This window comes from Streptomyces paromomycinus (assembly GCF_003865155.1).
Lineage (GTDB): Bacteria > Actinomycetota > Actinomycetes > Streptomycetales > Streptomycetaceae > Streptomyces > Streptomyces chrestomyceticus.
The window spans coordinates 7,943,591-7,962,729 of record NZ_BHZD01000001.1 but is presented as its reverse complement, the minus strand read 5'-3'; the positions used below and the strand labels follow the sequence as shown (position 1 = coordinate 7,962,729).

The 19,139-nt window shown below is 73.0% G+C and carries 17 protein-coding genes and 1 pseudogene; 12 read left to right on the top strand and 6 right to left on the bottom strand.

Going from position 1 to position 19,139, the window contains the following annotated elements:
- Positions 1–240 precede the first annotated feature (240 nt).
- Together OEIGOIKO_RS34370 and OEIGOIKO_RS34365 are read left to right on the top strand one after the other, a co-directional pair.
- A complete protein-coding gene (locus OEIGOIKO_RS34370) occupies positions 241–1,464 on the top strand; it encodes a beta-ketoacyl-[acyl-carrier-protein] synthase family protein (protein ID WP_125059336.1) in 1,224 nt (407 codons plus the stop codon).
- A 55-nt stretch (positions 1,465–1,519) separates the two neighbouring features.
- A complete protein-coding gene (locus OEIGOIKO_RS34365; protein ID WP_125057304.1) occupies positions 1,520–2,152 on the top strand; it encodes an AAA family ATPase in 633 nt (210 codons plus the stop codon).
- Between the two features lie 212 nt (positions 2,153–2,364).
- Here OEIGOIKO_RS34365 and OEIGOIKO_RS34355 read toward each other — a convergent pair whose 3' ends face one another.
- On the bottom strand, positions 2,365–2,808 hold the full coding sequence (locus OEIGOIKO_RS34355) for a carboxymuconolactone decarboxylase family protein (RefSeq protein ID WP_246178207.1): 444 nt from the start codon (positions 2,806–2,808) through the stop codon (positions 2,365–2,367).
- Between the two features lie 238 nt (positions 2,809–3,046).
- Between OEIGOIKO_RS34355 and OEIGOIKO_RS34350 the strand changes: the two genes are divergently transcribed.
- A complete protein-coding gene (locus OEIGOIKO_RS34350) occupies positions 3,047–3,973 on the top strand; it encodes a sigma-70 family RNA polymerase sigma factor (protein ID WP_125057301.1) in 927 nt (308 codons plus the stop codon).
- 234 nt (positions 3,974–4,207) lie between these two features.
- Positions 4,208–4,897 (top strand): DUF4097 family beta strand repeat-containing protein, encoded by a 690-nt coding sequence (locus OEIGOIKO_RS34345; RefSeq protein ID WP_246177721.1) that lies wholly within the window; start codon positions 4,208–4,210, stop codon positions 4,895–4,897.
- Positions 4,898–6,225: 1,328 nt separating this feature from the next.
- Here OEIGOIKO_RS34345 and OEIGOIKO_RS34340 read toward each other — a convergent pair.
- From OEIGOIKO_RS34340 to OEIGOIKO_RS34330, 3 genes and pseudogenes are all read right to left on the bottom strand, one after another.
- Positions 6,226–6,603: pseudogene (locus tag OEIGOIKO_RS34340) on the bottom strand (VOC family protein); the annotation flags it as partial.
- 176 nt (positions 6,604–6,779) lie between these two features.
- Complete coding sequence (locus tag OEIGOIKO_RS34335) at positions 6,780–6,989, bottom strand: hypothetical protein (RefSeq protein ID WP_125057299.1); 210 nt, start codon at positions 6,987–6,989, stop codon at positions 6,780–6,782.
- Between the two features lie 109 nt (positions 6,990–7,098).
- Positions 7,099–7,497, bottom strand: a complete 399-nt coding sequence (locus OEIGOIKO_RS34330) for a GNAT family N-acetyltransferase (RefSeq protein WP_246178205.1) — start codon at positions 7,495–7,497, stop codon at positions 7,099–7,101.
- Positions 7,498–7,787: 290 nt separating this feature from the next.
- On the opposite strand from OEIGOIKO_RS34330, the gene OEIGOIKO_RS34325 reads away from it, so the two are divergent.
- The 7 genes from OEIGOIKO_RS34325 (at position 7,788) to melA (ending at position 15,992) form a co-directional block, all read left to right on the top strand.
- A complete protein-coding gene (locus OEIGOIKO_RS34325; RefSeq protein ID WP_246177720.1) occupies positions 7,788–8,693 on the top strand; it encodes a hypothetical protein in 906 nt (301 codons plus the stop codon).
- 32 nt (positions 8,694–8,725) lie between these two features.
- A complete protein-coding gene (locus OEIGOIKO_RS34320; RefSeq protein WP_125057297.1) occupies positions 8,726–9,889 on the top strand; it encodes an IPT/TIG domain-containing protein in 1,164 nt (387 codons plus the stop codon).
- A gap of 175 nt (positions 9,890–10,064) precedes the next feature.
- The gene (locus OEIGOIKO_RS34315) at positions 10,065–11,465 is read left to right on the top strand and encodes an ABC transporter substrate-binding protein (protein ID WP_125057296.1); all 1,401 of its coding nucleotides are present in this window, start codon (positions 10,065–10,067) and stop codon (positions 11,463–11,465) included.
- 56 nt (positions 11,466–11,521) lie between these two features.
- On the top strand, positions 11,522–12,607 hold the full coding sequence (locus OEIGOIKO_RS34310; protein ID WP_246177719.1) for a carbohydrate ABC transporter permease: 1,086 nt from the start codon (positions 11,522–11,524) through the stop codon (positions 12,605–12,607).
- 14 nt (positions 12,608–12,621) lie between these two features.
- Positions 12,622–13,515 carry a carbohydrate ABC transporter permease gene (locus OEIGOIKO_RS34305; RefSeq protein WP_371859035.1) on the top strand — a complete coding sequence of 298 codons (894 nt, stop codon included), beginning with the start codon at positions 12,622–12,624 and terminating at the stop codon, positions 13,513–13,515.
- Positions 13,516–13,602: 87 nt separating this feature from the next.
- The gene (locus tag OEIGOIKO_RS34300; protein WP_125057295.1) at positions 13,603–14,634 is read left to right on the top strand and encodes a carbohydrate kinase family protein; all 1,032 of its coding nucleotides are present in this window, start codon (positions 13,603–13,605) and stop codon (positions 14,632–14,634) included.
- Positions 14,631–15,992 (top strand): alpha-glucosidase/alpha-galactosidase, encoded by a 1,362-nt coding sequence (melA, locus tag OEIGOIKO_RS34295; RefSeq protein ID WP_246177718.1) that lies wholly within the window; start codon positions 14,631–14,633, stop codon positions 15,990–15,992. The genes OEIGOIKO_RS34300 and melA overlap by 4 nt, the downstream gene beginning before the upstream one ends.
- Positions 15,993–16,011: 19 nt before the next feature.
- Here the strand turns inward: melA and OEIGOIKO_RS34290 are convergent, their stop codons facing one another.
- Entirely contained in the window at positions 16,012–16,515 is a 504-nt protein-coding gene (locus OEIGOIKO_RS34290; protein ID WP_125057294.1) for a GNAT family N-acetyltransferase, read from the bottom strand.
- A 102-nt stretch (positions 16,516–16,617) separates the two neighbouring features.
- Positions 16,618–18,087 carry an aminotransferase-like domain-containing protein gene (locus OEIGOIKO_RS34285; RefSeq protein WP_125057293.1) on the bottom strand — a complete coding sequence of 490 codons (1,470 nt, stop codon included), beginning with the start codon at positions 18,085–18,087 and terminating at the stop codon, positions 16,618–16,620.
- Between OEIGOIKO_RS34285 and OEIGOIKO_RS34280 the strand changes: the two genes are divergently transcribed.
- On the top strand, positions 18,086–19,129 hold the full coding sequence (locus OEIGOIKO_RS34280; RefSeq protein ID WP_125057292.1) for a DMT family transporter: 1,044 nt from the start codon (positions 18,086–18,088) through the stop codon (positions 19,127–19,129). The two genes, OEIGOIKO_RS34285 and OEIGOIKO_RS34280, sit on opposite strands and share 2 nt — an antisense overlap.
- Positions 19,130–19,139: the final 10 nt, after the last annotated feature.

Genomic DNA, 19,139 nt, shown 5'->3' with positions numbered 1-19,139 from the left:
CCCGTCGCCGCTCGCCCGGCAGCCGATGCGTACGCGCCGTCCCGCCGCGAATCCTTTGCATGATTCCCACAACTCCACGCCCTCGAACTCCGTGGAGGCTGCCACCTGTGACCCCAGCTCTCCCCTGGCAGAGTGAGCAACAAGTTGATCATTTCCCGGCCCGACACGGCCCGTCGCGGCCCGGGGAATTGTCTCCATGCGACAAAGGGGGTTCATCTGATGGCACAGGGGATTCATCTCATGGGTGCGGCCACCGAGGATGTGGTGGTCACCGGGCTCGGAGCCACGACGCCGCTGGGCGGGGACGCCGCCTCGACCTGGGAGGCCATGCTGGCCGGGCGGTCCGGCATCAGCGCCATCGAGGAGGAGTGGGCGGCCGGACTGCCCGTACGGATCGCGGGCCGGCTCGCGGTCGAGCCCGGTACGGTCCTGGACCGGGTGCAGGCCCGGCGCATGGACCGGTGCGAACAGGTCGCGCTCGTGGCGGCCCGGGAGGCGTGGGCCGACGCGGGGGCGCCGGCCGTCGATCCGGAGCGGCTGGCCGTGGTGATCGGTACGGGTACGGGCGGCGCCCTCACCATGCTCGGCCAGGACGACGTACTCGAAACGTCCGGCGTACGGAAGGTGTCCCCGCACACCGTCCCGATGCTGATGGCGAACGGCCCCGCCGCCTGGGTCAGCATCGAACTGGGGGCGCGCGGCGGCGCCCACACGCCGGTCAGCGCCTGCGCCTCCGGGGCCGAGGCCATCGCCATGGGCCTGGACCTGATCCGCCTCGGCCGGGCCGACGTGGTGGTGGCGGGCGGCGCCGAGGCGTGTGTCCACCCGCTGCCGCTGGCCGGCTTCGCCCAGGCCAAGGCGCATTCGACGCGCAACGACGAGCCGGAGCTGGCATCGCGCCCGTTCGACGTCGACCGGGACGGTTTCGTGATCGGCGAAGGTTCGGCCGTGGTCGTTCTGGAACGTGCCGGATTCGCCGCCGCCCGCGCGGCCCGCGCGCACGCCACCCTCGCGGGCGCGGGCGTCACCTCGGACGCCCACCACATCACGGCCGCGCACCCCGAGGGGCAGGTCCGCGCGATGCGGCTGGCCCTGTCCGCCGCCGGGCTGGCACCGCGCGACATCGAGCATGTGCATGCCCATGCGACATCCACTCCCCTGGGCGACCTCGCGGAGGCCCGGTCGATCACGGAGGCCGTCGGCACCCACCCGTCCGTCACCGCGACCAAGTCGATGACCGGCCACCTCTTCGGCGCGGCCGGAGCAGCGGGCGCCCTCGCCGCGATCCTCGCCGTACGCGACGGTGTCGTCCCCGCGACGCAGAACGTCGACACCCTCGACCCGGAGGTCGGCCTCGACGTCGTCATGGGCGAGCCGCGGAAGGGTGCCCTGTCCTCCGCCCTCACCAACTCCTTCGGCTTCGGCGGTCACAACGCGTGTCTGGTGTTCACGGCGGCGCCTTGAGGGGCGGCATGCAGGTCCTCGCCCCGCGGGAGCCCGTACTCGTAGAGTGCCGCCCATGCTCCTGTGGATCAACGGCCCTTTCGGCGGCGGCAAGACGCAGACCGCGCACGAGATCCAGCGCCGGCTCCCCGGCAGCGTCATCTGCGACCCCGAGCACGTCGGCTTCGGCCTGCACCGGATGACTCCGCCGGCCCTGCGCGGCGACTTCCAGGACCTCCCGGCCTGGCGGCAGGGTGTCCACGAGGTGCTGGACCTGGCCCTGACCAGGCACCCGGGCACGGTGATCGCCCCGATGACGCTCGTGGAGACGGCCTACTTCGACGAGATCGTCGGCCGGCTGCGGGACCGCGGCCACGACGTCCGGCACTTCGCGCTGCTCGCGGACCGGCGGACGGTGCTGCGGCGGCTGCGTGAGCGCGGCTTCGGGCATGTCGTGGGGTTCGTCGCCGGGAAGGACACCCCGTTGCGGCGGGAGAGCTTCGCCGTGGCGAAGCTGGACCACTGTCTGGAGCGGCTGCGGAGGCCGGAGTTCCGTGAGCACGTGTGGACCGACCGGCGTACGGTCGCACAGGTCGCCGGTCACATCGCCGCCTCGGCCGGGCTGGAGCTGGCCCCCGACACCGACAGCGCGCTCCGTGGGCGGCTGCGCCGTACGTGGACGAGTGTCAAGCACGTCCGCTTCGGCTGATCTGGTCGGCGGGGTCGGCCGGTGGGGTCGGCCGGTGGGGTCGGTCGGTGGGGTCGGTCGGTGGGGTCGGCCGGTCGGTGGAGTCGGCCGGTCGGTGGAGTCGGCCGGTCGGCCCGGTCGGCGGTCTCGGCCGGTCGGCGGTCTCGGCCGGTCGGCCCGGTCGGCGGTCTCGCCCAGTCGGGCGCCGGGCCGGGCCGTCGGGTCGGGCGCTCTTACCAACTCTGGCCCGCGACCTGCCGGGTCGTGACATTGACCCTGTTGAAGAAGTTCGTCATACCGATCATGAGTACCAGAGCGGAGAGCTGCCGCTCGTCGTAGTGCGCCGCGGCCTCGTCCCAGACCGCGTCCGGCACCGGGTCGGTACGGTCGCCGAGCCGGGTGGCGGCCTCGGTGAGCGCCAGCGCGGCGCGCTCGGCCGGGGTGAAGAAGGGGACGTCGGCCCAAGCCGCCACGGTGTGCAGCCGCTCGTCACGCTCACCGGCCTTCCGGGCCTGCTGTGTGCCGCCGTGCACGCAGAAGCTGCACCCGTTGATCTGGCTCGCCCGCAGGTGGACCAGGTCGAGCGTGGCCTGCGGGACGCCGGCCTTCTTGACCGCCTTGAGAACGGCGAGGACGTGTTCCGTGACGCCGGGCAGCAGCACGGCCGGGTTCGAAATCCGTGCCCGTACGGCGGCGGCTTCCGCTCCACCCTGCGCGCCCTGCGCGCTCTCCGTGCCCTCCGTGCTCTCCGTGCTCTCCGTGCTCTCCGTGCTCTGCATGATCGTGGCTCCTGTCCTGCCGCTCGTGCCCCGCTCCTGTGCCGGTCCGGCGCACCGGTCCTACGGGCCGATCCGTCACATCGAGGGGAAACGTTTCGTCATCGTTCTGACGGAACACGACGGGAGAATGTGACCGGTGGACGAGAAAGATTTCCTGGCGGAGCGCTTCGAGGAACACCGGGCGCATCTGCGGGCGGTGGCATACCGGATGCTCGGTTCGCTGAGCGAGGCGGACGACGCCGTGCAAGAAGCCTGGCTGCGGCTCAGCCGCTCCGACGTCAGCGGCGTGGCCAACCTCGGCGGCTGGCTGACGACGGTCGTCGGCCGGGTGTGCCTGGACCTACTACGGACGCGTACGGCACGCGGCGAGGAACCTTTCGACGTACGCGTCCCCGACCCCGTCATCAGCAGCGCCATCCGCGGTGGAAGGGACGGGAGCGGTACGGACGGGGCCGATCCGGAGCAGCAGGCGCTGCTGGCCGACGCGGTCGGGCTCGCCCTGCTGGTGGTACTCCAGACGCTGGTGCCCGCCGAACGTCTGGCGTTCGTTCTGCACGACATGTTCGGGGTGCCGTTCGACGAGATCGGCCCCCTCGTCGGGCGTACTCCGGCCGCGGCCCGGCAGCTCGCCAGCCGGGCTCGCCGCCGGGTGCGGAACACGGCCGCCGTGCCCGACACGGATCTCGGCCGGCAGCGCGAGGTGGTCGATGCCTTCCTCGCCGCCGCGCGCGACGGTGACTTCGACAGGTTGCTCGCGGTGCTCGATCCGGACGTGGTGCTCCGTGCCGACACGGGCACCGGCTTCCCGGGGCTGACCAGGACGGTTCACGGTGCGCACGAGGTGGCCGGGCGGGCGCTCGCTTTCCGGCGGTCCGCGCACGGTGCGCGGTACGCGCTGGTGAACGGGGCCGCGGGGGTGGTCACGGTCGTGGACGGGGCGCCGGTATCGGTGATGGGCCTGACGGTCGTGGGCGGGAAGATCGTCGCGATCGACATCCTCGCGGATCCGGAACGGCTGCGGGGGCTGGACCTGACGGCGCTCGGTGCGGACGCTGACGGCTGACGGCGGGAGGGCTCCGACGGGAGGGCATGTCGGCGGGAGAGCATGTCGGCGGCACTGTGGTGTTCCGCATGTGGAAGCGGGGGTTTTCCTCATGGTGGCGGCTGTGGACGGCGCTCTAACCTGAAGATCGCTGCACCGAGAGGCGCAGCGATCCGCACCGTGTACTGAATCAGGGGGAAAACCGTGCGTCGTCATCTTCGAGTCCTCGCGGCCGTCGCGCTGGCAGGTGTCGCTGTGAGCGGGCTCGGCGCGTGCGGGCTCACGGACCGCTCCACGTACGAGGACGATGCCAAGCTCTCCGCGAACATCAAGTCCGTGCGCTTGGACAGTGGTTCGGGTGGGCTCACCCTGCGCGGCAAGAAGTCCCTCGACACGGTGTCGGTCCACCGCGAGCTGCGGTATCGGGGCGAGCGGCCCGAGAAGGCGAGCCACCACGTGGAAAACGGTGTACTGGTGCTCGGCGGCTGCGGGAGCAACTGCTCGGTGCACTACACAGTCGTCGTACCGGCAGGCCTCCCGGTGACGGGCGAAACCGGATCCGGCGCGGTGAACCTCTCGGAGGTCGGTGCGGTACGAATGACCACCAGTTCCGGCGCGGTAAACCTGAACGGCGTGAGTGGCGCCGTGGACGTCCGTACCTCCAACGGACGGATCCACGGGCGCGGCTTGAGAGGGAACGGTGTGCAGGCGCGGACCAGCAACGGTGCCGTCGATCTCGTCACGGAGATACCGCAGAGCGTCCTGGCCGAGACGTCGAACGGCGCGATCAGCCTCACCGTGCCGGGCGGCCGACACAACCGCTACCGAATAGCCGCCGAGACCGACAACGGCCACAAGAGCCTGAATGTGCCCAACGACCCGGCCGGCACATACCGGCTCGACCTCACCACGGCGAACGGAGCCATCACGGTCAAGGAAGCCTGACCGGGCGACGGGGCAGCCAGTCAGGCAAGGACGGCGCACGCAACCGCCGTGTCGGACACTCACGGGAGACAGGGACGGGGGACGGAGGGGCAGCGCACAGAGCCGTCGTGTGGATGTTCACCGGACGAGGTCGGAACGCTAACCCTCCGTACGGAACTTTCCGGGGCGAGGCCGGAACACTGGATCTCCGTACGGAACTTCACGGAACGAGGCCGGAACACCGGACCTCCGTACGGAACTCCACGGGACGGGGGCATTGCGCGGGGCTCTGCGCGGGCCATCACAGGGCAGGGGGGCAGGGGGGGCAGGGCGCGAGGACATCGTGCAGGTGCCCGCGGGCAGGGGCAGGCGCAGGCGCAAGGCAGGTAGGCAGGCAGGCAGGCAGGAGGGCGGGCACCAGGCAAGCGTGTGTGACGCAGGAGCCAGAGGCAGACGTGTGGCACGGGCGCCGAAGGCAAGCGTGTTGCACGAGCCTCGGGCAGGCGTGTGGCACGGGCATCAGGCGAGCGTGTGGCGTGCGGGCGGGCGTGTGGTCGTGCGCCGGAGACAGCGTGGGGCATGGGCGCCGAAGGCAAGTGTGTTGCACGGGCGCCGGGCAGGCGTGTGGCAGGGGGCCAGGCTGGCGTGTGGCACGGGCCCCGGGCAGGCGTGTGGCACGGGGGCCAAGCGGGCGTGGGGCGTGCGAGCGGGCGTGTGGCTGTGCGCCGGAGACAGGCGTGGGGCACGGGGCAGGCGTGTGAGTGCCCGGGGCTGGACACTCACGGCATGGGGAGGGTGGGGCGGGGGGGAGGGGGCGGAACCGTTGCGCAAATGCTCGCGGCTCGGGGAACGAAGGCACGGCCCCGTCGTGCGGATGCCCTCGGCGCGGAGAGGAGCACGTGACTGTCGTGCGGATGCCCGCGGCATCGGAAAGGAAGCGGGGGCGGGCGCGAGGCTGGTGTGCGGGAACGTCGAGGGAGACTGTCGTGCGGGGAGTGTTTAGGGGCCGTCGTGCGGGCGCCCGCGGGTTGCTGTTGCGGGCGCCCGCCCCCGTCACGGGCTCAGGTGCCGGGATCACTGCCCTCCCGGCGGGGCCGCAGCCGGAGTGTTCAGGCGGACGAGGTCGCTTCGACGCCGCCCGGCACTCCTGCCGCGCCGCCCGGCATCTCTACTGAACCGGCCGACACTGCTACCGCGCCGCCAGACGCCTCTACCGCGCCGCCAGACATCTCTCCCTCGCTGTCCGGCACTTCTACCGCGCTGGCCGACGCCTCTGTCGGGCGATCCGACGCTTCTTGCCGGGCAGCCGATGTCTCTTTCAGGGCAGCCGATGCCTGCTCCGGGGTGCCGCCTCCGTATGGGCGGGTGATGAGTTCCATCGCGTGGCCTGCCGGGTCGAAGAAGTAGACCCCGCGGCCGCCGTCGTTGTGGTTGATCTCGCCCGGGTGCTTCCCGTGCGGGTCGGCGTAGTAGGTGAGGCCGGCCTGCTGGATTCGTGCGAAGGCGGTGTCGAATTCGGCTTCGCTGATGAGGAACGCGTAGTGCTGCATGACGATCGATTCCGCCGGGATCGTGGCGAAGTCCAGAGTGACGCCGTTCGCGGTGTCCACCGGAAGGAACGGGCCCCACTCGGTACCGATGTCGAGCCCGAGGATGTCTGCCAGGAAGATGGCGGATTCCCGGTTGTCCCGGGAGTGGATGATGATGTGGTTCAACTGCACTGACACTGTGGAATGCCTCCGTAAGGCAAACTCACGGACACCTCCATGCCTCACCCGGTCGGTGACCGACACGCGATGCCGTCGCCGCCGATGGTAAGCGGCGCCCCCGGTTTCGTCGAGTGACCTGCGGCCGAGACCGTTCGGGCGCCGTTCGGGAGGCTTCCGGCTCATCCGCCGGGGCGTTAAGCCGCGCGGGCAACGATGACGGCCTCGACACCGGCGATACCCAGGACCGTCAGGTCCTCACCCAGGCCCGTCAGGTCCTCGCTGATCAGCCGGTACGGGGCGGCCAGGTCCGGCACCCGGACGGCGGCGTGCAGGTTCGCCGTGTGGCGGGCCGGCCGTGGCAGGCCGGAGCGGCCGGCTTCCTCGTCGCGTCGTGTGGGCTGCACGGTCAGTTGCCGGATCTGCTGAACCCGTCCCTCGCGCCCTGAGCCCCGGCTGCCCGCTGCCCCGTCGGAGCCGTGGCCTTGGCCGGCCGCCGACGCGGCAGGGCCGTGCTCAGTCGGCCGGGCGGGGCATGAACGCCATGCCGACCGAGGCGGGGGCGGTCTCGATGAAGCCGAACTTGGCGTAGAGGTGGCGGGCGTCGCCGTCGGCGATCAGGGAGACGTAGGCGCCTGCCGGTGCGCGGCGCTCCAGTTCGGCGGTGAGGGCGGCCATGATGCGCTTGCCGAGGCCGTGGCCCTGGTGCTGGGGCAGCACACAGATGTCGACGATCTGGAAGAAGCAGCCACCGTCGCCGATGATCCGGCCCATGCCGACGGGGTCTGCGCCGTCCGCCGCGCCGCCGTCCGCGGGCCTCGGCGACGCGTGCACGGTGACGCCGTACCAGGTGTTCGGGAGGCCGATCGCCGCGCCCTCGGCCGACTTGGCGCCGAGGCCGGTCGCCCGGCGCAGTTGCCGGTACGTGTCGGCCGTCGGGACACCGGGCCTGACCTCGTAGCCGTCGTAGCCGTCATAGACGTTGGTGCCGTTGGTGCCGTCGTAACCGTCACTGTCGTCACTGTCGTTGCTGCCGTCGGTGGCGTCGGTACCGTCGGTCCGGCCGCCATGCGCGGTGACATCACCGTTCCCCTGTTTCATGCCTGACAGGTTAACGGTCCGGTCTGGTACGGAGCGGGAGGCCGCGAACCGGAGCGCAACGAAAAGACGTTGGGCGGCAGTTGCGCGTATGTCATGATCAGCGCGTGACTGATCCGGGGGCCGCCGCAGCCAAGGCGGAGAGGGCCGACCACGCCGACTGGGTGCGTGCGGCAGCTCGTAACAATGCCGAGTGGTGCGACGCGGTCTGCCGCGCTCACGGTCTACGGGGCGACTTCGGCGACGGCGCCTGGGCAAGTCCCCACCGCACTCCCCCGCTCTATCCGGACGCCGTGACGCTGACGGACCGCCTCGGCACTTCCGCCGATGCCGCCGCAGATCTGCTGGCCCGTATCAACACGGCTTCCCCCGGCTGCTCGGTCAAGGACAGTTTCGCGCGTCTGGACCTGGCTCCGGCGGGCTTCGAGGTGCTTTTCGAGGCTCAGTGGATCCATCGTCCGGCCCCAGCACCGACCACCGCCCCCGCGTTCCTGGGGTCCCTTGCCCATCCGCTGGAATGGGACGTGCTCACCGAGCCCGCCGACCTGTCCGCCTGGGCTGTCGCATGGGGAGCGGAACCGGGCGATTGCGGCCCGTTCCGGCCGGAGTTGCTCGCGGACGACGCCACCCACTTCCTGCGCGCCCGGCCCGCCGACACCGACACTGGCACAGGCACCGGCACAGGCACTGACACCGGCACTGGCACCGGCACAAACATCCTGGCCGGAGCCGTCGCCACCCTCAGCGGCGGCGAACTGGTCGGCCTGTCCAACGTCTTCACCACCCCCGAAGCCGCGACCGCCGGCATCGGCCCTCAGGACACCTGGGCCGGCTGCGTCTCCGCCGTGACCGCCCGGTGGCCCGGTCTGCCGGTCGTCGGCTACGAGTCCGGCGCCGACCTGGAGGCAGCGGTGGCCAACGGGTTCCGGGCGGTCGGGCCGCTGCGCGTCTGGTGGCGTACCGTACGGCCGGATGCGGACCATGCGGGCACAGGGGCGGCGGAAGGGGCGTAACAGGAACAGTCGTACGGGCGATTTCGGGGAGCATGACCACTCGATCAGCGGCAGCGGCCTGGTCGACCCTCGCCCTCCCCCTGGCCGCCCTGACCGCCCTGGCCGCCCTGTTCGCGGCGGGCCCCGCCGCCCCGACCGCCCTGTTCGCGGCGGGCCCCGCCGCCGCCACGTCCGCCCCCTCCCTCGCCGCCGCGTCCGCCCCGGCCGTCGGCCCGGACGTAGCCGTCTCACAAGCTGGCAACTACCCGACACAGCCGAACAGTTACGGCAACTTCTCGGTCAGCTGGACCTCGGCCGGTACGGCCGACACCACCGGCATCACCCACCTGACCGTCGACCTGCCGCCCGGGCTGACGACCGGGGGCGCGCTGATGTACTCGACGCCGTACGACTACACCTTCGACCAGACCGTGTCGCCGGACGGACGGCACCTGGAAGCGACCTTCCGCGGCACCCGCGTGCCCGGCCGCGGCGACTTCATGAAGGTGCAGGTGTCCTCGGGTGCGGAACGGCCGTCCGGGGTGATCAGGGCCACCGTCGCCAACCGTGACGACGTCGATGCCGCCGACAACGTGAGCACGTACACGGTCAACGGTCCTCAGCGGCCCGCCGATGTGCCGCGGCAGCCGGTGGTGACCGGGATCGGCACGACCACCGGGCCGGGCGCCGGCGGCACCGCCGTCACCGTCACCGGGACCGGCCTGGACGACGGGTTCGTGCTCTTCGGCGCCGACCAGGGCACCGCGTCGCACTGCACGGCCACGCAGTGCACCGCCACCACGCCCGGCGGCTCCGGCAGCGTTCCGGTCACCGTCGTCACTCCGGGCGGAGCCGCGGGCGCGCCGGGCGGCTTCGTCTACACCGGGCCGCCACCCGCGCCGCCCGCCGCACCGGTGGTGACCGGCCTGAACAGGATCAGCGGCCCGTCGCAGGGCGGGACTTCGGTGTCCGTCCTCGGAAAGAACCTGGCGGGCGGCACGATCGCGTTCGGGGACGCACCGGCCGCGCACGTCTCCTGCGGGGACTCCTTCTGCAGCAGCACCTCGCCCGCCGGGTCGGGGACCGTGCACGTCACCGTGACGACGGCGGGCGGTACGAGTGCCACCGTGGACGCGGACCGGTTCACGTACACGGGCCCAGAGGTTACGCACACGGGCCCGGCTGCTCCGTCGGCTCCGGGCACGCGGCGGCGCTGAACACCGCTGTGCGGGCGGGGCGGCCACGTCCCACCCGTCGCCGCAGCACCATTGCACTGATCGCTGCCTGCTGGTTAGCTCTTGAGGGCTCCCGGCCGTCCGGTCCGGGGGCCCGAGGGCGGGCGCAATCGGTTCTGCGGAACCTTGGACCGGTTCTTCGAGGGGGTGGCCGGTGATGCGCGACGCAACCGGCGCAGACACGGACTCGGCAGACTTACGGTACGACGGCGGCACACCGCAGCCCGGCGGACCGGCCCGGCAGCAACCCGCCGGACCACCCCGCCGCCGCCTCCTGCACACCGGCGCCGCGCTGGCGGCCGGCGCCGCGGGCGGGGCGCTCCTCAGCGCCTGCAGTCCCTCGGCGGCCAGGAGCGTGGGCGCCGACGGCAGGATCATCGTCGAGATGTGGCACGGTCAGGCCGACACCGGCCGCAAGGCCATTCAGGCGCTCGTGGACGACTTCAACCGCAGGCAGTCGCGCATCCGGGTCGACGCCGGGGGCGGCGGGGTGGTGGCCGACGCCATGCTCCAGAAGGTGACGGCGGCGCTGGCCGCGGGCTCGTACCCGGACATCGCGTACATCTTCGGGGCCGACCTGGCCCGGGTGGCCCGCAGCCCCCGCGTCGTCGACCTCACCGGCTCGCTGCGCGGCACCGCTCACTGGCCGCACTTCTGGGGCTCGGTCCGCGACGCCGTCGAACTCAACGGCCAGGTGCGGGCGGCGCCCGCCGTACTGGACTCCCTGTGCTACGTCTACAACAGGAAACTGTTCCGGCAGGCCGGGGTGCCCTACCCCAAGGCGGGCTGGACGTGGGACGACTTCGTCCGTACGGCACGCCTGCTGACCGACCCGCGCCGCGGCACCTTCGGTACGAGCTGGCCCGGTACCGGCGACGAGGACACCGTGTGGCGGCTGTGGCCGCTGGTGTGGGACCTCGGCGGCGAGGTCATCGCCCCGGACGGGCACAGCATCGGCTTCAAGGACGTCGGGGAGCGGGCGCTGGACACCCTGGCGCGGCTCGCCGCCGACAAGAGCGTCTATGTGGACCCGAAGCCGGGCGCCGAGCAGATGCACCAGGTCTTCATCGGCGGGCGGATGGCAATGATGGCCACCGGCCCGTGGGAGTTGCCGGACATCGTCGACGGCGAGGTCGACTACGACGTGGTGCCGCTGCCGACGTACAGCGGCCGGCCCTGCACGATCGCCGGCCCGGACACCTGGACCGTCTTCGACAACGGGCCGGAACGGTCGCGGGCCGCCGTCGAGTTCCTGCGCTGGCTGGGCGATCCGGCGCAGGACGTGCGGTGGGCGCTGGGCGGCGGCAGCCTGCCGCTGAGCAGGGCGACGGCCGCGCGTCCGGAATGGCGGCGGCACTCGGCGCGGACCACCGGGCTGCCGGTGTTCACCGCGGCGCTGAACACCGCGCGGGTCCGGCCCGTCCACCCGGCGTACCCGCAGATCTCGCAGGCCGTCGGCGAGGCGGTCGTGGCGGTGCTGCTGGGCCGCAGCTCGCCTGCCGAGGCGCTGCGGTCCTGCGCCGAGAAGGCCGACGCGGCCCTGCTGATCCCGCGATGAGACCGGACGACGCCCACGAGGCGGCGGCCGGACGCGGCCGGACGGAAGAGGGTGCCATGCCGTCAGAGCCCCGCGCGGGCCACGGGAAGAGCCAAAGCCGTGCCCCGGCGCGCGGTCCGGCGCCCCGCCGTACGACACCCCGCGCCCTCACCCTGGACCCGCACCGGTACGACGACGGCCGACGGGACACGCGTACGGCCACGAACCGGACGTCAGGCACCCCCGCTCCCCGCCGCCCGCGCACCCTCGCCGGCCGTGCCCGCCGGGAGAACGCCACCGCCTGGGCCTTCATCAGCCCGTCCGTCCTGATCATTCTCGGGCTGAGCATCGTCCCCGTCGTCTGGTCGCTGCTGCTGTCCTTCCGGGCGGACGACCTGGTCACGCCGGGGCGCTGGGTGGGCCTGGACAACTACCACGCGCTGGTGCGCGACCCGGGCTTCCGTACGGCGGTGGAGAACACCCTCGTCTACGCGGGCCTGTACGTGCCGCTCAGCCTGGTCGGCGGCCTGGCCCTCGCGCTGGCGCTCAACCGCCGCATCCGGCTGATCGGCCTCTACCGGACGCTGATCTTCATTCCGTTCGTGATCTCGGCCGCGGCGCAGGGCGTGCTGTTCTTCTTCATCCTCGACCCGCAGTTCGGGGTGGCCAACTCCCTGCTGCACCACCTGGGCGTGTCCCCGCAGGGCTTCCTCTCCGACCCGGGGCAGGCGCTGTACCTGCTGGTGCTCATCTCGCTGTGGAGCGGGATCGGCTTCTGTGTCGTCGTCTATCTGGCCGCGCTCCAGGACGTGCCGCCGGAACTGATCGAGTCGGCGCGGCTGGACGGCGCGAGCCGGCTGCGGGTGCTGTGGCACATCAAGCTGCCTTCGCTGACGCCGGTGACCGTCTTCCTGCTGCTGTGGCAGCTGATCACCGCGCTCCAGGTGTTCGACCTGATCTACGTCACGACGAAGGGCGGCCCGCTCGGGTCGACCACCGTCATCGTCTACTTCGTATGGGAGCAGGCGTTCCAGATGTTCACCGCCGGATACGGGGCCGCCGCCGCGTACGTCCTCGCGGTCGCCCTGCTCGTCGTGGGCACCGCCCTGCGCCTGTACCGGCGGCGCCGGCCGGGTGCCGCGCCGCACGGAGCGGTCCGTTGAGCGCGCCCGCGGCCGTGCCGCCCGGTGCCGCGCGCCCGCACGGGAGCGCAGGCACGAGCGGGAGCGCCACGCCGCGGCGCCCGGCCCGGCGCCGGCGCCTGCCCTTCAGCGCCTGGCACCTGGTGCTCGCGCCGCTGTCGCTGGGGTTCGCGCTGCCGCTGGTGTGGCTGGTGCTCAGTTCGGTGATGACCAACGCGGAGATCAACCGTTTCCCGCCCTCGCTGTGGCCGGCCGGCGTCGACCTGGGCGGGTACGACTACGTGCTGGGCAACGCGATGTTCCCGCGGTGGTTCGCCAACTCCTCGGTCGTCGCGGTCACCGCGGTCCTTTCCAACCTGGTGCTCGGTTCGCTGGGCGGCTACGCCTTCGCCCGGATGCGGTTCGCCGGGTCGCGGCTGCTGCTGGGGCTGATGCTGGCGACCATGGTCATCCCGTTCCAGCTCACCATGATCCCGACGTTCCTGGTGATGAAGAACCTGGGGCTGATCGACACGCTGGGGGCGCTGATCGTGCCGTCCCTGGTCACGCCGTTCGCGGTCTTCCTCTTCCGGCAGTTCTTCCTGGCGCTGCCCCGGGAGCTGGAGGAGGCCGCCTGGATCGACGGGTGCTCGCGGCTGCGGGTGCTGTACTCCGTCGTCCTGCCGCTGGCCCGCCCGGCGCTGGCCACCGTCGCCGTACTGACCTTCCTGACCACCTGGAACGACCTGACCTGGCCGCTCATCGCGATCAACCACGACACCCAGTACACGCTCCAGCTCGGGCTGACCACCTTCCAGGGGCAGCACCACAACCGGTGGTCGGCGATCATGGCGGGCAATGTGATCACGGTGCTGCCGGTGCTGGTGGCGTTCCTCTTCGCGCAGAAGACCTTCATCCAGTCGCTGACGTCGAGCGGGTTGAAGGGGTAGCCCGGCCCCGCCCCCTCCCGCCCGTACCGAGCCCTGCCGGTCTTCGAGCCCCGATCCCCTCGTCGAGCCCCCGCCCCGGAGGTACCCGTGCCCCGCTCCTTCGACCTCCTCGTGATCGGCGACGCCAACCCCGACGTGGTGGTCGGCCCGGTCCCGCCCATCCTGGAATACGGGCAGCGCGAGCGACTCGTCGCCTCGGGACGCCTCCTGATGGGCGGTTCGGCCGCGATCACGGCCTGCGGAGCGGCGCGGCTGGGGCTGCGCGTGGCGTTCGCCGGGCGGGTCGGTGACGACGCCGCGGGCGCCTTCGTGCGTACGGCGCTGGCCGAGCGCGGCGTGGACGTCACGGCGCTGGCCACGGACCCGGAGCTGCCCACCCCGCTCACCACCGTGCTCACCCGGGGCGACGACCGCGCCATCCTCACCGCCCCCGGCTGCCTGGCCGCCACCGGGGCACAGGACGTGCCGGACCGGCTGCTGGCCGACTGCCGGCACGTGCACGCCGGATCGTTCTTCCTGATGCCGCGCCTGGCCCGGGCGCTCGGCGACCTCTTCGCGCGGGCCCGCGGGCACGGCGCCGCCACCTCGCTCGACACGAACGACGACCCCGCGCAGCGCTGGGACCCGGAACTCCTCGGCCCCGTACTGACGTCCACCGACGTCCTGCTGCCGAACGCGGCGGAGGCGCGGGCACTGGCCGCGACGCTGGCCCCCGCATCCCCCGCATCCCCCGCATCCCCCGATCCCGGCTCATCGGAAGGCGACGGACCCGAATGCGGCCCGCCCGCCACGGCCGCCGCTGCCGCCGCCCTCGCCCGCCTCGGCCCGCTCGTCGTCGTCAAGGACGGCGCGTCCGGCGCGCTCGCCCACGACGGCGTCACGCTCACCCGTACGGCTGCCGTCCCCGCCGACCCGGTGGACAGCGTCGGCGCCGGGGACAGCTTCGACGCCGGTTTCGTCGCCGCGGTCCTGCACGGCCTGGACCTGCCCGCGGCGCTCTCCTTCGCCGCGGCCTGCGGCGCCCTGTCCACCCGCGCCCACGGCGGTACGGCGGCCCAGCCCACCTGGGACGAGGCCCGTGCCACCGCCCTCACCATCCGACCAGGGAGCCACGCATGACCAGCCCTGCCCCGACCGGCCCCACCACCCCGACCGGCCGCACCGGCCCCGGCACCGTGAAGATCGCCTTCATCGGCGCCGGCAGTGTCGTGTTCACCCAGGGACTCCTCGCCGACCTGCTCGCCTTCCCCGAACTGCGGCGCGTCCACGTCGCCCTGCACGACATCGACCCGGAACGCCTCGCCACCGCCGAGGGCGCGGCCCGCCACATCGCCGCCACCCGCGGCGCCGAGCCGGTCGTCACCGCCCACCTCGACCGCCGGGCGGCGCTCGAAGGCGCGGACTTCGTCATCAACACCGTCCAGGTCGGCATGAACGAGGCCACCCGTCTCGACTTCCGCATCCCCGCCCGCTACGGGCTGCGCCAGACCATCGGCGACACCCTCGGCGTCGGCGGCATCTTCCGCGCGCTGCGCACCTTCCCGGTGCTGCGCGCCCTCGCCGACGACATCGCCGAACTCTGCCCGGACGCGTGGCTGCTGAACTACACCAACCCGATGGCGATGAACGTGATGTACCTGGCGCAGGCCACACCGCTGCGCCGCGTCGTCGGCCTGTGCCACTCGGTGTACTGGACGGTGCACGACCTCGCCGAACTGCTGGGCGTCCCGTACGAAGAGGTCTCCTACCTGGCCGCGGGCGTCAACCACCAGGCGTGGGTGCTGCGTTTTGAACACAACGGGCAGAACCTGTACCCGCTGCTCGACGACATGATCGCCAAGGATCCGCAACTGCTGCGCCGGGTACGGGTGGACATGTACCGCCGGCTCGGCCACTACCCGACCGAGACCAGCGAGCACTCCTCCGAGTACGTGCCCTGGTACCTCCACCACGACAGCGAGGTGGAGCGGCTGCGGCTGCCGATCGGCACGTACCTGGACATCATCAAGGAGAACACCGCGGAGTACGAGCGGACCCGGGACGCGCTCGCCGCCGGAGCACCGCTGCCGGTGGAGGGCACGATGGAGTACGCCCCGCAGATCATCCACAGCATCGTCTCCGGCACCCCGCGCACGGTCTACGGCAACGTCCCCAACCACGGCCTGATCGACAACCTGCCCGCCGAGGCCGTGGTGGAGGTGCCGTGCCTGGTGGACCCGCTGGGCGTCCAGCCGACCCGGGTCGGCGCTCTGCCCCCGCAGTGCGCGGCCCTGAACCGGGCCTACGTCAGCGCCAACGAACTGGTCGTACGGGCCGCGGTGGACGGCGACCCGCGCCACATCAGGCACGCGGCGATGGCCGACCCGGCCACCGCGGCCGCACTGCCCGTCGAGCGCATCTGGGACCTGTGCGACGACCTCGTACGCGCCCACGCCGACCTGCTCCAGCCGGAACTGCGGGAGGTGCTGGGGCACTGAGGGCCTGGGCCCGGCACCGCTACCGGAAGCCGAACGCCATCCACTTGCCGGGCTCGGACAGCGGCTCGAAGCCCACCCGCGCGTACACGTCGTGGGCGTCGCCGGTCGCCAGCAGGATGCGGCTCAGGCCGTACGGTGCCAGGTGGTCGCGGATGTGGGTGACGAGGGCGGTGCCGAGGCCCTTGCCGCGGGCGGCGGGGGCAATGTAGACGTCGCAGAGCCAGGCGAAGGTGGTGCGGTCGGTGATGACGCGGGCGTAGCCGACCTGCCGTCCCCGGCCGGGACCGGCGCCGTCCGCCGTCCCGGTCTCGTAGAGGCCGAAGTTGAGCGACCCCGCCACCGCGCGGTCCTGGCGCTCGCGCGGGCGCCCGAGTGCCCAGTAGGCGTCGGTGGAGAGCCAGTGGTGGATCAGGGCCAGGTCCAGCCGGTCCGCGTCGGTGGAGACCTCGTAACCGGCCGGGATGCCGTCGGACACGGTCGCGGGTGCGCGCTCGCCCGGAGCGTCGGGGGTGCTGTCGTTCATGGACGGAGGCTCGCAGAGGAGCCGTCCGGAGTCGAACGTATTACCCGTCGCCCCGTCCGTGGTCCCGCGCCTCGCCCCGCCCGTCCGGCGTCCCCCGTCGGCTCATCCCTGCCCCGCCACTTCGTCGTACGCCGTGCGTAACCGCCGCGCTCCCTCGGCCAGTTCGGCCGTACCCGCGGCCGATGCGAACGTCAGGCGCAGGTGCGGGGCGGGAGGCTCGGCGGCGAAGTACGGACGGCCGGGCGCGACCGCGACACCCGCGCGCAGTGCCGCGCCGGCGAGGGCCGCCTCGTCCGTACCGTCGGGCAGGCGCAGCCAGAAGTGGTAACCGCCGGGCGGGACGACCTGCACGCCCGGGCCCGCCCCGGACGGCTCCGTACCGCCGAAATGCCTCCGGAGTGCGGTGGCCAGCGCGTCCCGCCGCACTGCCAACTGCCCGGAGACGGCACGCAGGTGGCGGTTCCAGGCCGGGGAGCCCACCAGTTCCAGGGCCGCTTCCTGGAGCGGCCTGGGGACGAAGAAGCTGTCCACGACCTGGATGGCGCGCAGCCGGTCGAGGACCGGCCCGTGCGCGGCGAGCGCGCCCACCCGCAGGCTCGGCGAGGTGGCCTTGGTCAGCGAGCAGACGTGGACGACCGTGCCGTCCGGGTCGTCGGCGATCAGCGTGGGCGGCAGCGGCGGCGCGTCCTCGTGGACGAGGCGGCGCGCGAAGTCGTCCTCGACCACGAACGCGCCGGCCGCGCGGGCGATCCGCAGCACCTCGGCCCGGCGCCCGGCGGTCAGCACGGTCCCGGTCGGGTTCTGGAACAGCGGCTGGCAGACGAAGAGCCGGGCCCCGCTGGCGCGGAACGCCTCGGCCAGCAGGTCGGTCCGTACCCCGTCCGCGTCCATCGGTACGGGCACGGGCCGCAGCCCGGACGCGCGGGCGGCGGCCAGCATGCCCGGGTACGTCGGTGACTCGACGAGCACCGGCGCGCCGGGCGGGGCCAGCGCGCGCAGCGCCGCGGTCAGCGCGCTCTGTCCGCCCGCCGTCACCAGGACGTCGGAGTCGGCGAGGGTGCCGCCGGGGCCGCCGATCTCGCGCGCGAACCAGGCCCGCAGTTCGGTGACGCCTTCCATGGGCGGCCGGCCCCAGGCTCCGGGGCGGCGTCCGGCCCGTGCGAGCGCGGCGGCGAGCGCGCGTTCCGGCTGGAGGCCGGGGTGCAGATAGCCGCCGTTCAGCTCGATGACGCCAGGGGCGGGCGCGGCCAGGGTGGCCAGCACGCCGGAGGCGTCCACGCCGCGCGGCGTGTGGTCGTCGGCGGCCTCCGCGCTCAGCGCGATCTCCTGCCAGGAGGTGTCCACGGCGCGCGCCTGCGGCCGGGCCTCGGCGCGGAAGGCTCCGGCGCCGGGGCGGGTGGTCACCAGCCCCTCGGCCGCCAGCTCGGCCAGGGCGCGGGAGACCGTCACCGGGCTGACCCGGTGCCGTTCGACCAGGGCGCGACTCGATGGCAGCTTCTCACCCGGAGAGTAGCGGTTGAGGCCGTCGCGGAGGATGGCGGCCAGTTCAGCGACGCTGCTACGCTCATGCATGAGAGATCACGATAGCGCTACTCCGGGCAGCACGATAGCGGTCAACGCCCCGGGCGCCGGGCCCGCCGAAGCCCGCCCCGCCGCCGGAGCCGCCCACCCGGCCGCCGGTCCGGCCTCCGGAGCCACCGCTCCGGTCGGCACGGCCCCCCGCCCAGCCCCCGTCGTGCACGCCCCCGCCCCCCGCGCCGCCGCCCGCGGCACCCTGCTCGCCGCCCTCGGTGTCGCCTCCTTCTCCCTGACCTTCCCGGCCACCGCCTGGGCCCTGGAGGGCATGGGCGCCTGGACGGTGGTGACCCTGCGCAGCGTGCTCGCCGCCGCCGTCGCCGGGACCTGCATGGTCGTCCTCCGCGTCCGGCTGCCGGAACGCCGCCACTGGGCGGGCCTGGCCGTCGTGGCAGCCGGTGTCGTCCTCGGTTTCCCGCTGCTGACGACCCTCGCGCTGGAGACCTCCACCACCTCGCACGCCGCGGTCGTCGTCGGCCTGCTGCCGCTGACCACCGCCGCGTTCTCGGCCGTACGGACCGGCGCCCGCCCGTCGCGCACCTTCTGGGCCGCGGCGCTGGCCGGCGCGGTCGTCGTCATCGGCTTCGCCGTCCAGCAGAGCGGCGGCGCGCTGAGCACCGGCGACCTCTGTCTCTTCGCGGCGCTCCTCGTGTGCGCGGCGGGCTACACCGAGGGCGGCCGGCTCGCCCGTCACCTGCCGGGCTGGCAGGTGATCGGCTGGGCCCTGGTGACGGCCCTGCCGGTCACCGTGCCCGGCGCCGCCCTGGCGCTGGTCGCCGAACCGCCGCACCTGACGGCGCACGCGGTGGCGGGCCTGCTGTGGCTGGCTCTCGGCTCGCAGTTCCTCGGCCTGGTGGTCTGGTACCGCGGCATGGCGGCCGTCGGCGTCGCCAAGGCCAGTCAGCTCCAGCTCGCCCAGCCGCTGCTGACGCTGGTCTGGTCGGTGCTGCTGCTCGGCGAGCAGTTGCCGCTGGCCGCTCCGGCCGCCGCCGTCGCCGTCCTCGTCTGCATCGTCGTCACCCAGCGTTCGGCCTCCTGAGGGCGGCGGG

What these genes read in the sequence shown, in the direction of transcription:
- OEIGOIKO_RS34315 (WP_125057296.1), top strand. Translation starts at nt 10,065, where the DNA reads ATGCGCGACGCAACCGGCGCAGACACGGACTCGGCAGACTTACGGTAC.
- OEIGOIKO_RS34310 (WP_246177719.1), top strand. Translation starts at nt 11,522, where the DNA reads ATGCCGTCAGAGCCCCGCGCGGGCCACGGGAAGAGCCAAAGCCGTGCC.
- OEIGOIKO_RS34370 (WP_125059336.1), top strand. Translation starts at nt 241, where the DNA reads ATGGGTGCGGCCACCGAGGATGTGGTGGTCACCGGGCTCGGAGCCACG.
- OEIGOIKO_RS34290 (WP_125057294.1), bottom strand. Translation starts at nt 16,515, where the DNA reads ATGAACGACAGCACCCCCGACGCTCCGGGCGAGCGCGCACCCGCGACC.
- OEIGOIKO_RS34365 (WP_125057304.1), top strand. Translation starts at nt 1,520, where the DNA reads ATGCTCCTGTGGATCAACGGCCCTTTCGGCGGCGGCAAGACGCAGACC.
- OEIGOIKO_RS34285 (WP_125057293.1), bottom strand. Translation starts at nt 18,087, where the DNA reads ATGCATGAGCGTAGCAGCGTCGCTGAACTGGCCGCCATCCTCCGCGAC.
- OEIGOIKO_RS34320 (WP_125057297.1), top strand. Translation starts at nt 8,726, where the DNA reads ATGACCACTCGATCAGCGGCAGCGGCCTGGTCGACCCTCGCCCTCCCC.
- melA (WP_246177718.1), top strand. Translation starts at nt 14,631, where the DNA reads ATGACCAGCCCTGCCCCGACCGGCCCCACCACCCCGACCGGCCGCACC.
- OEIGOIKO_RS34280 (WP_125057292.1), top strand. Translation starts at nt 18,086, where the DNA reads ATGAGAGATCACGATAGCGCTACTCCGGGCAGCACGATAGCGGTCAAC.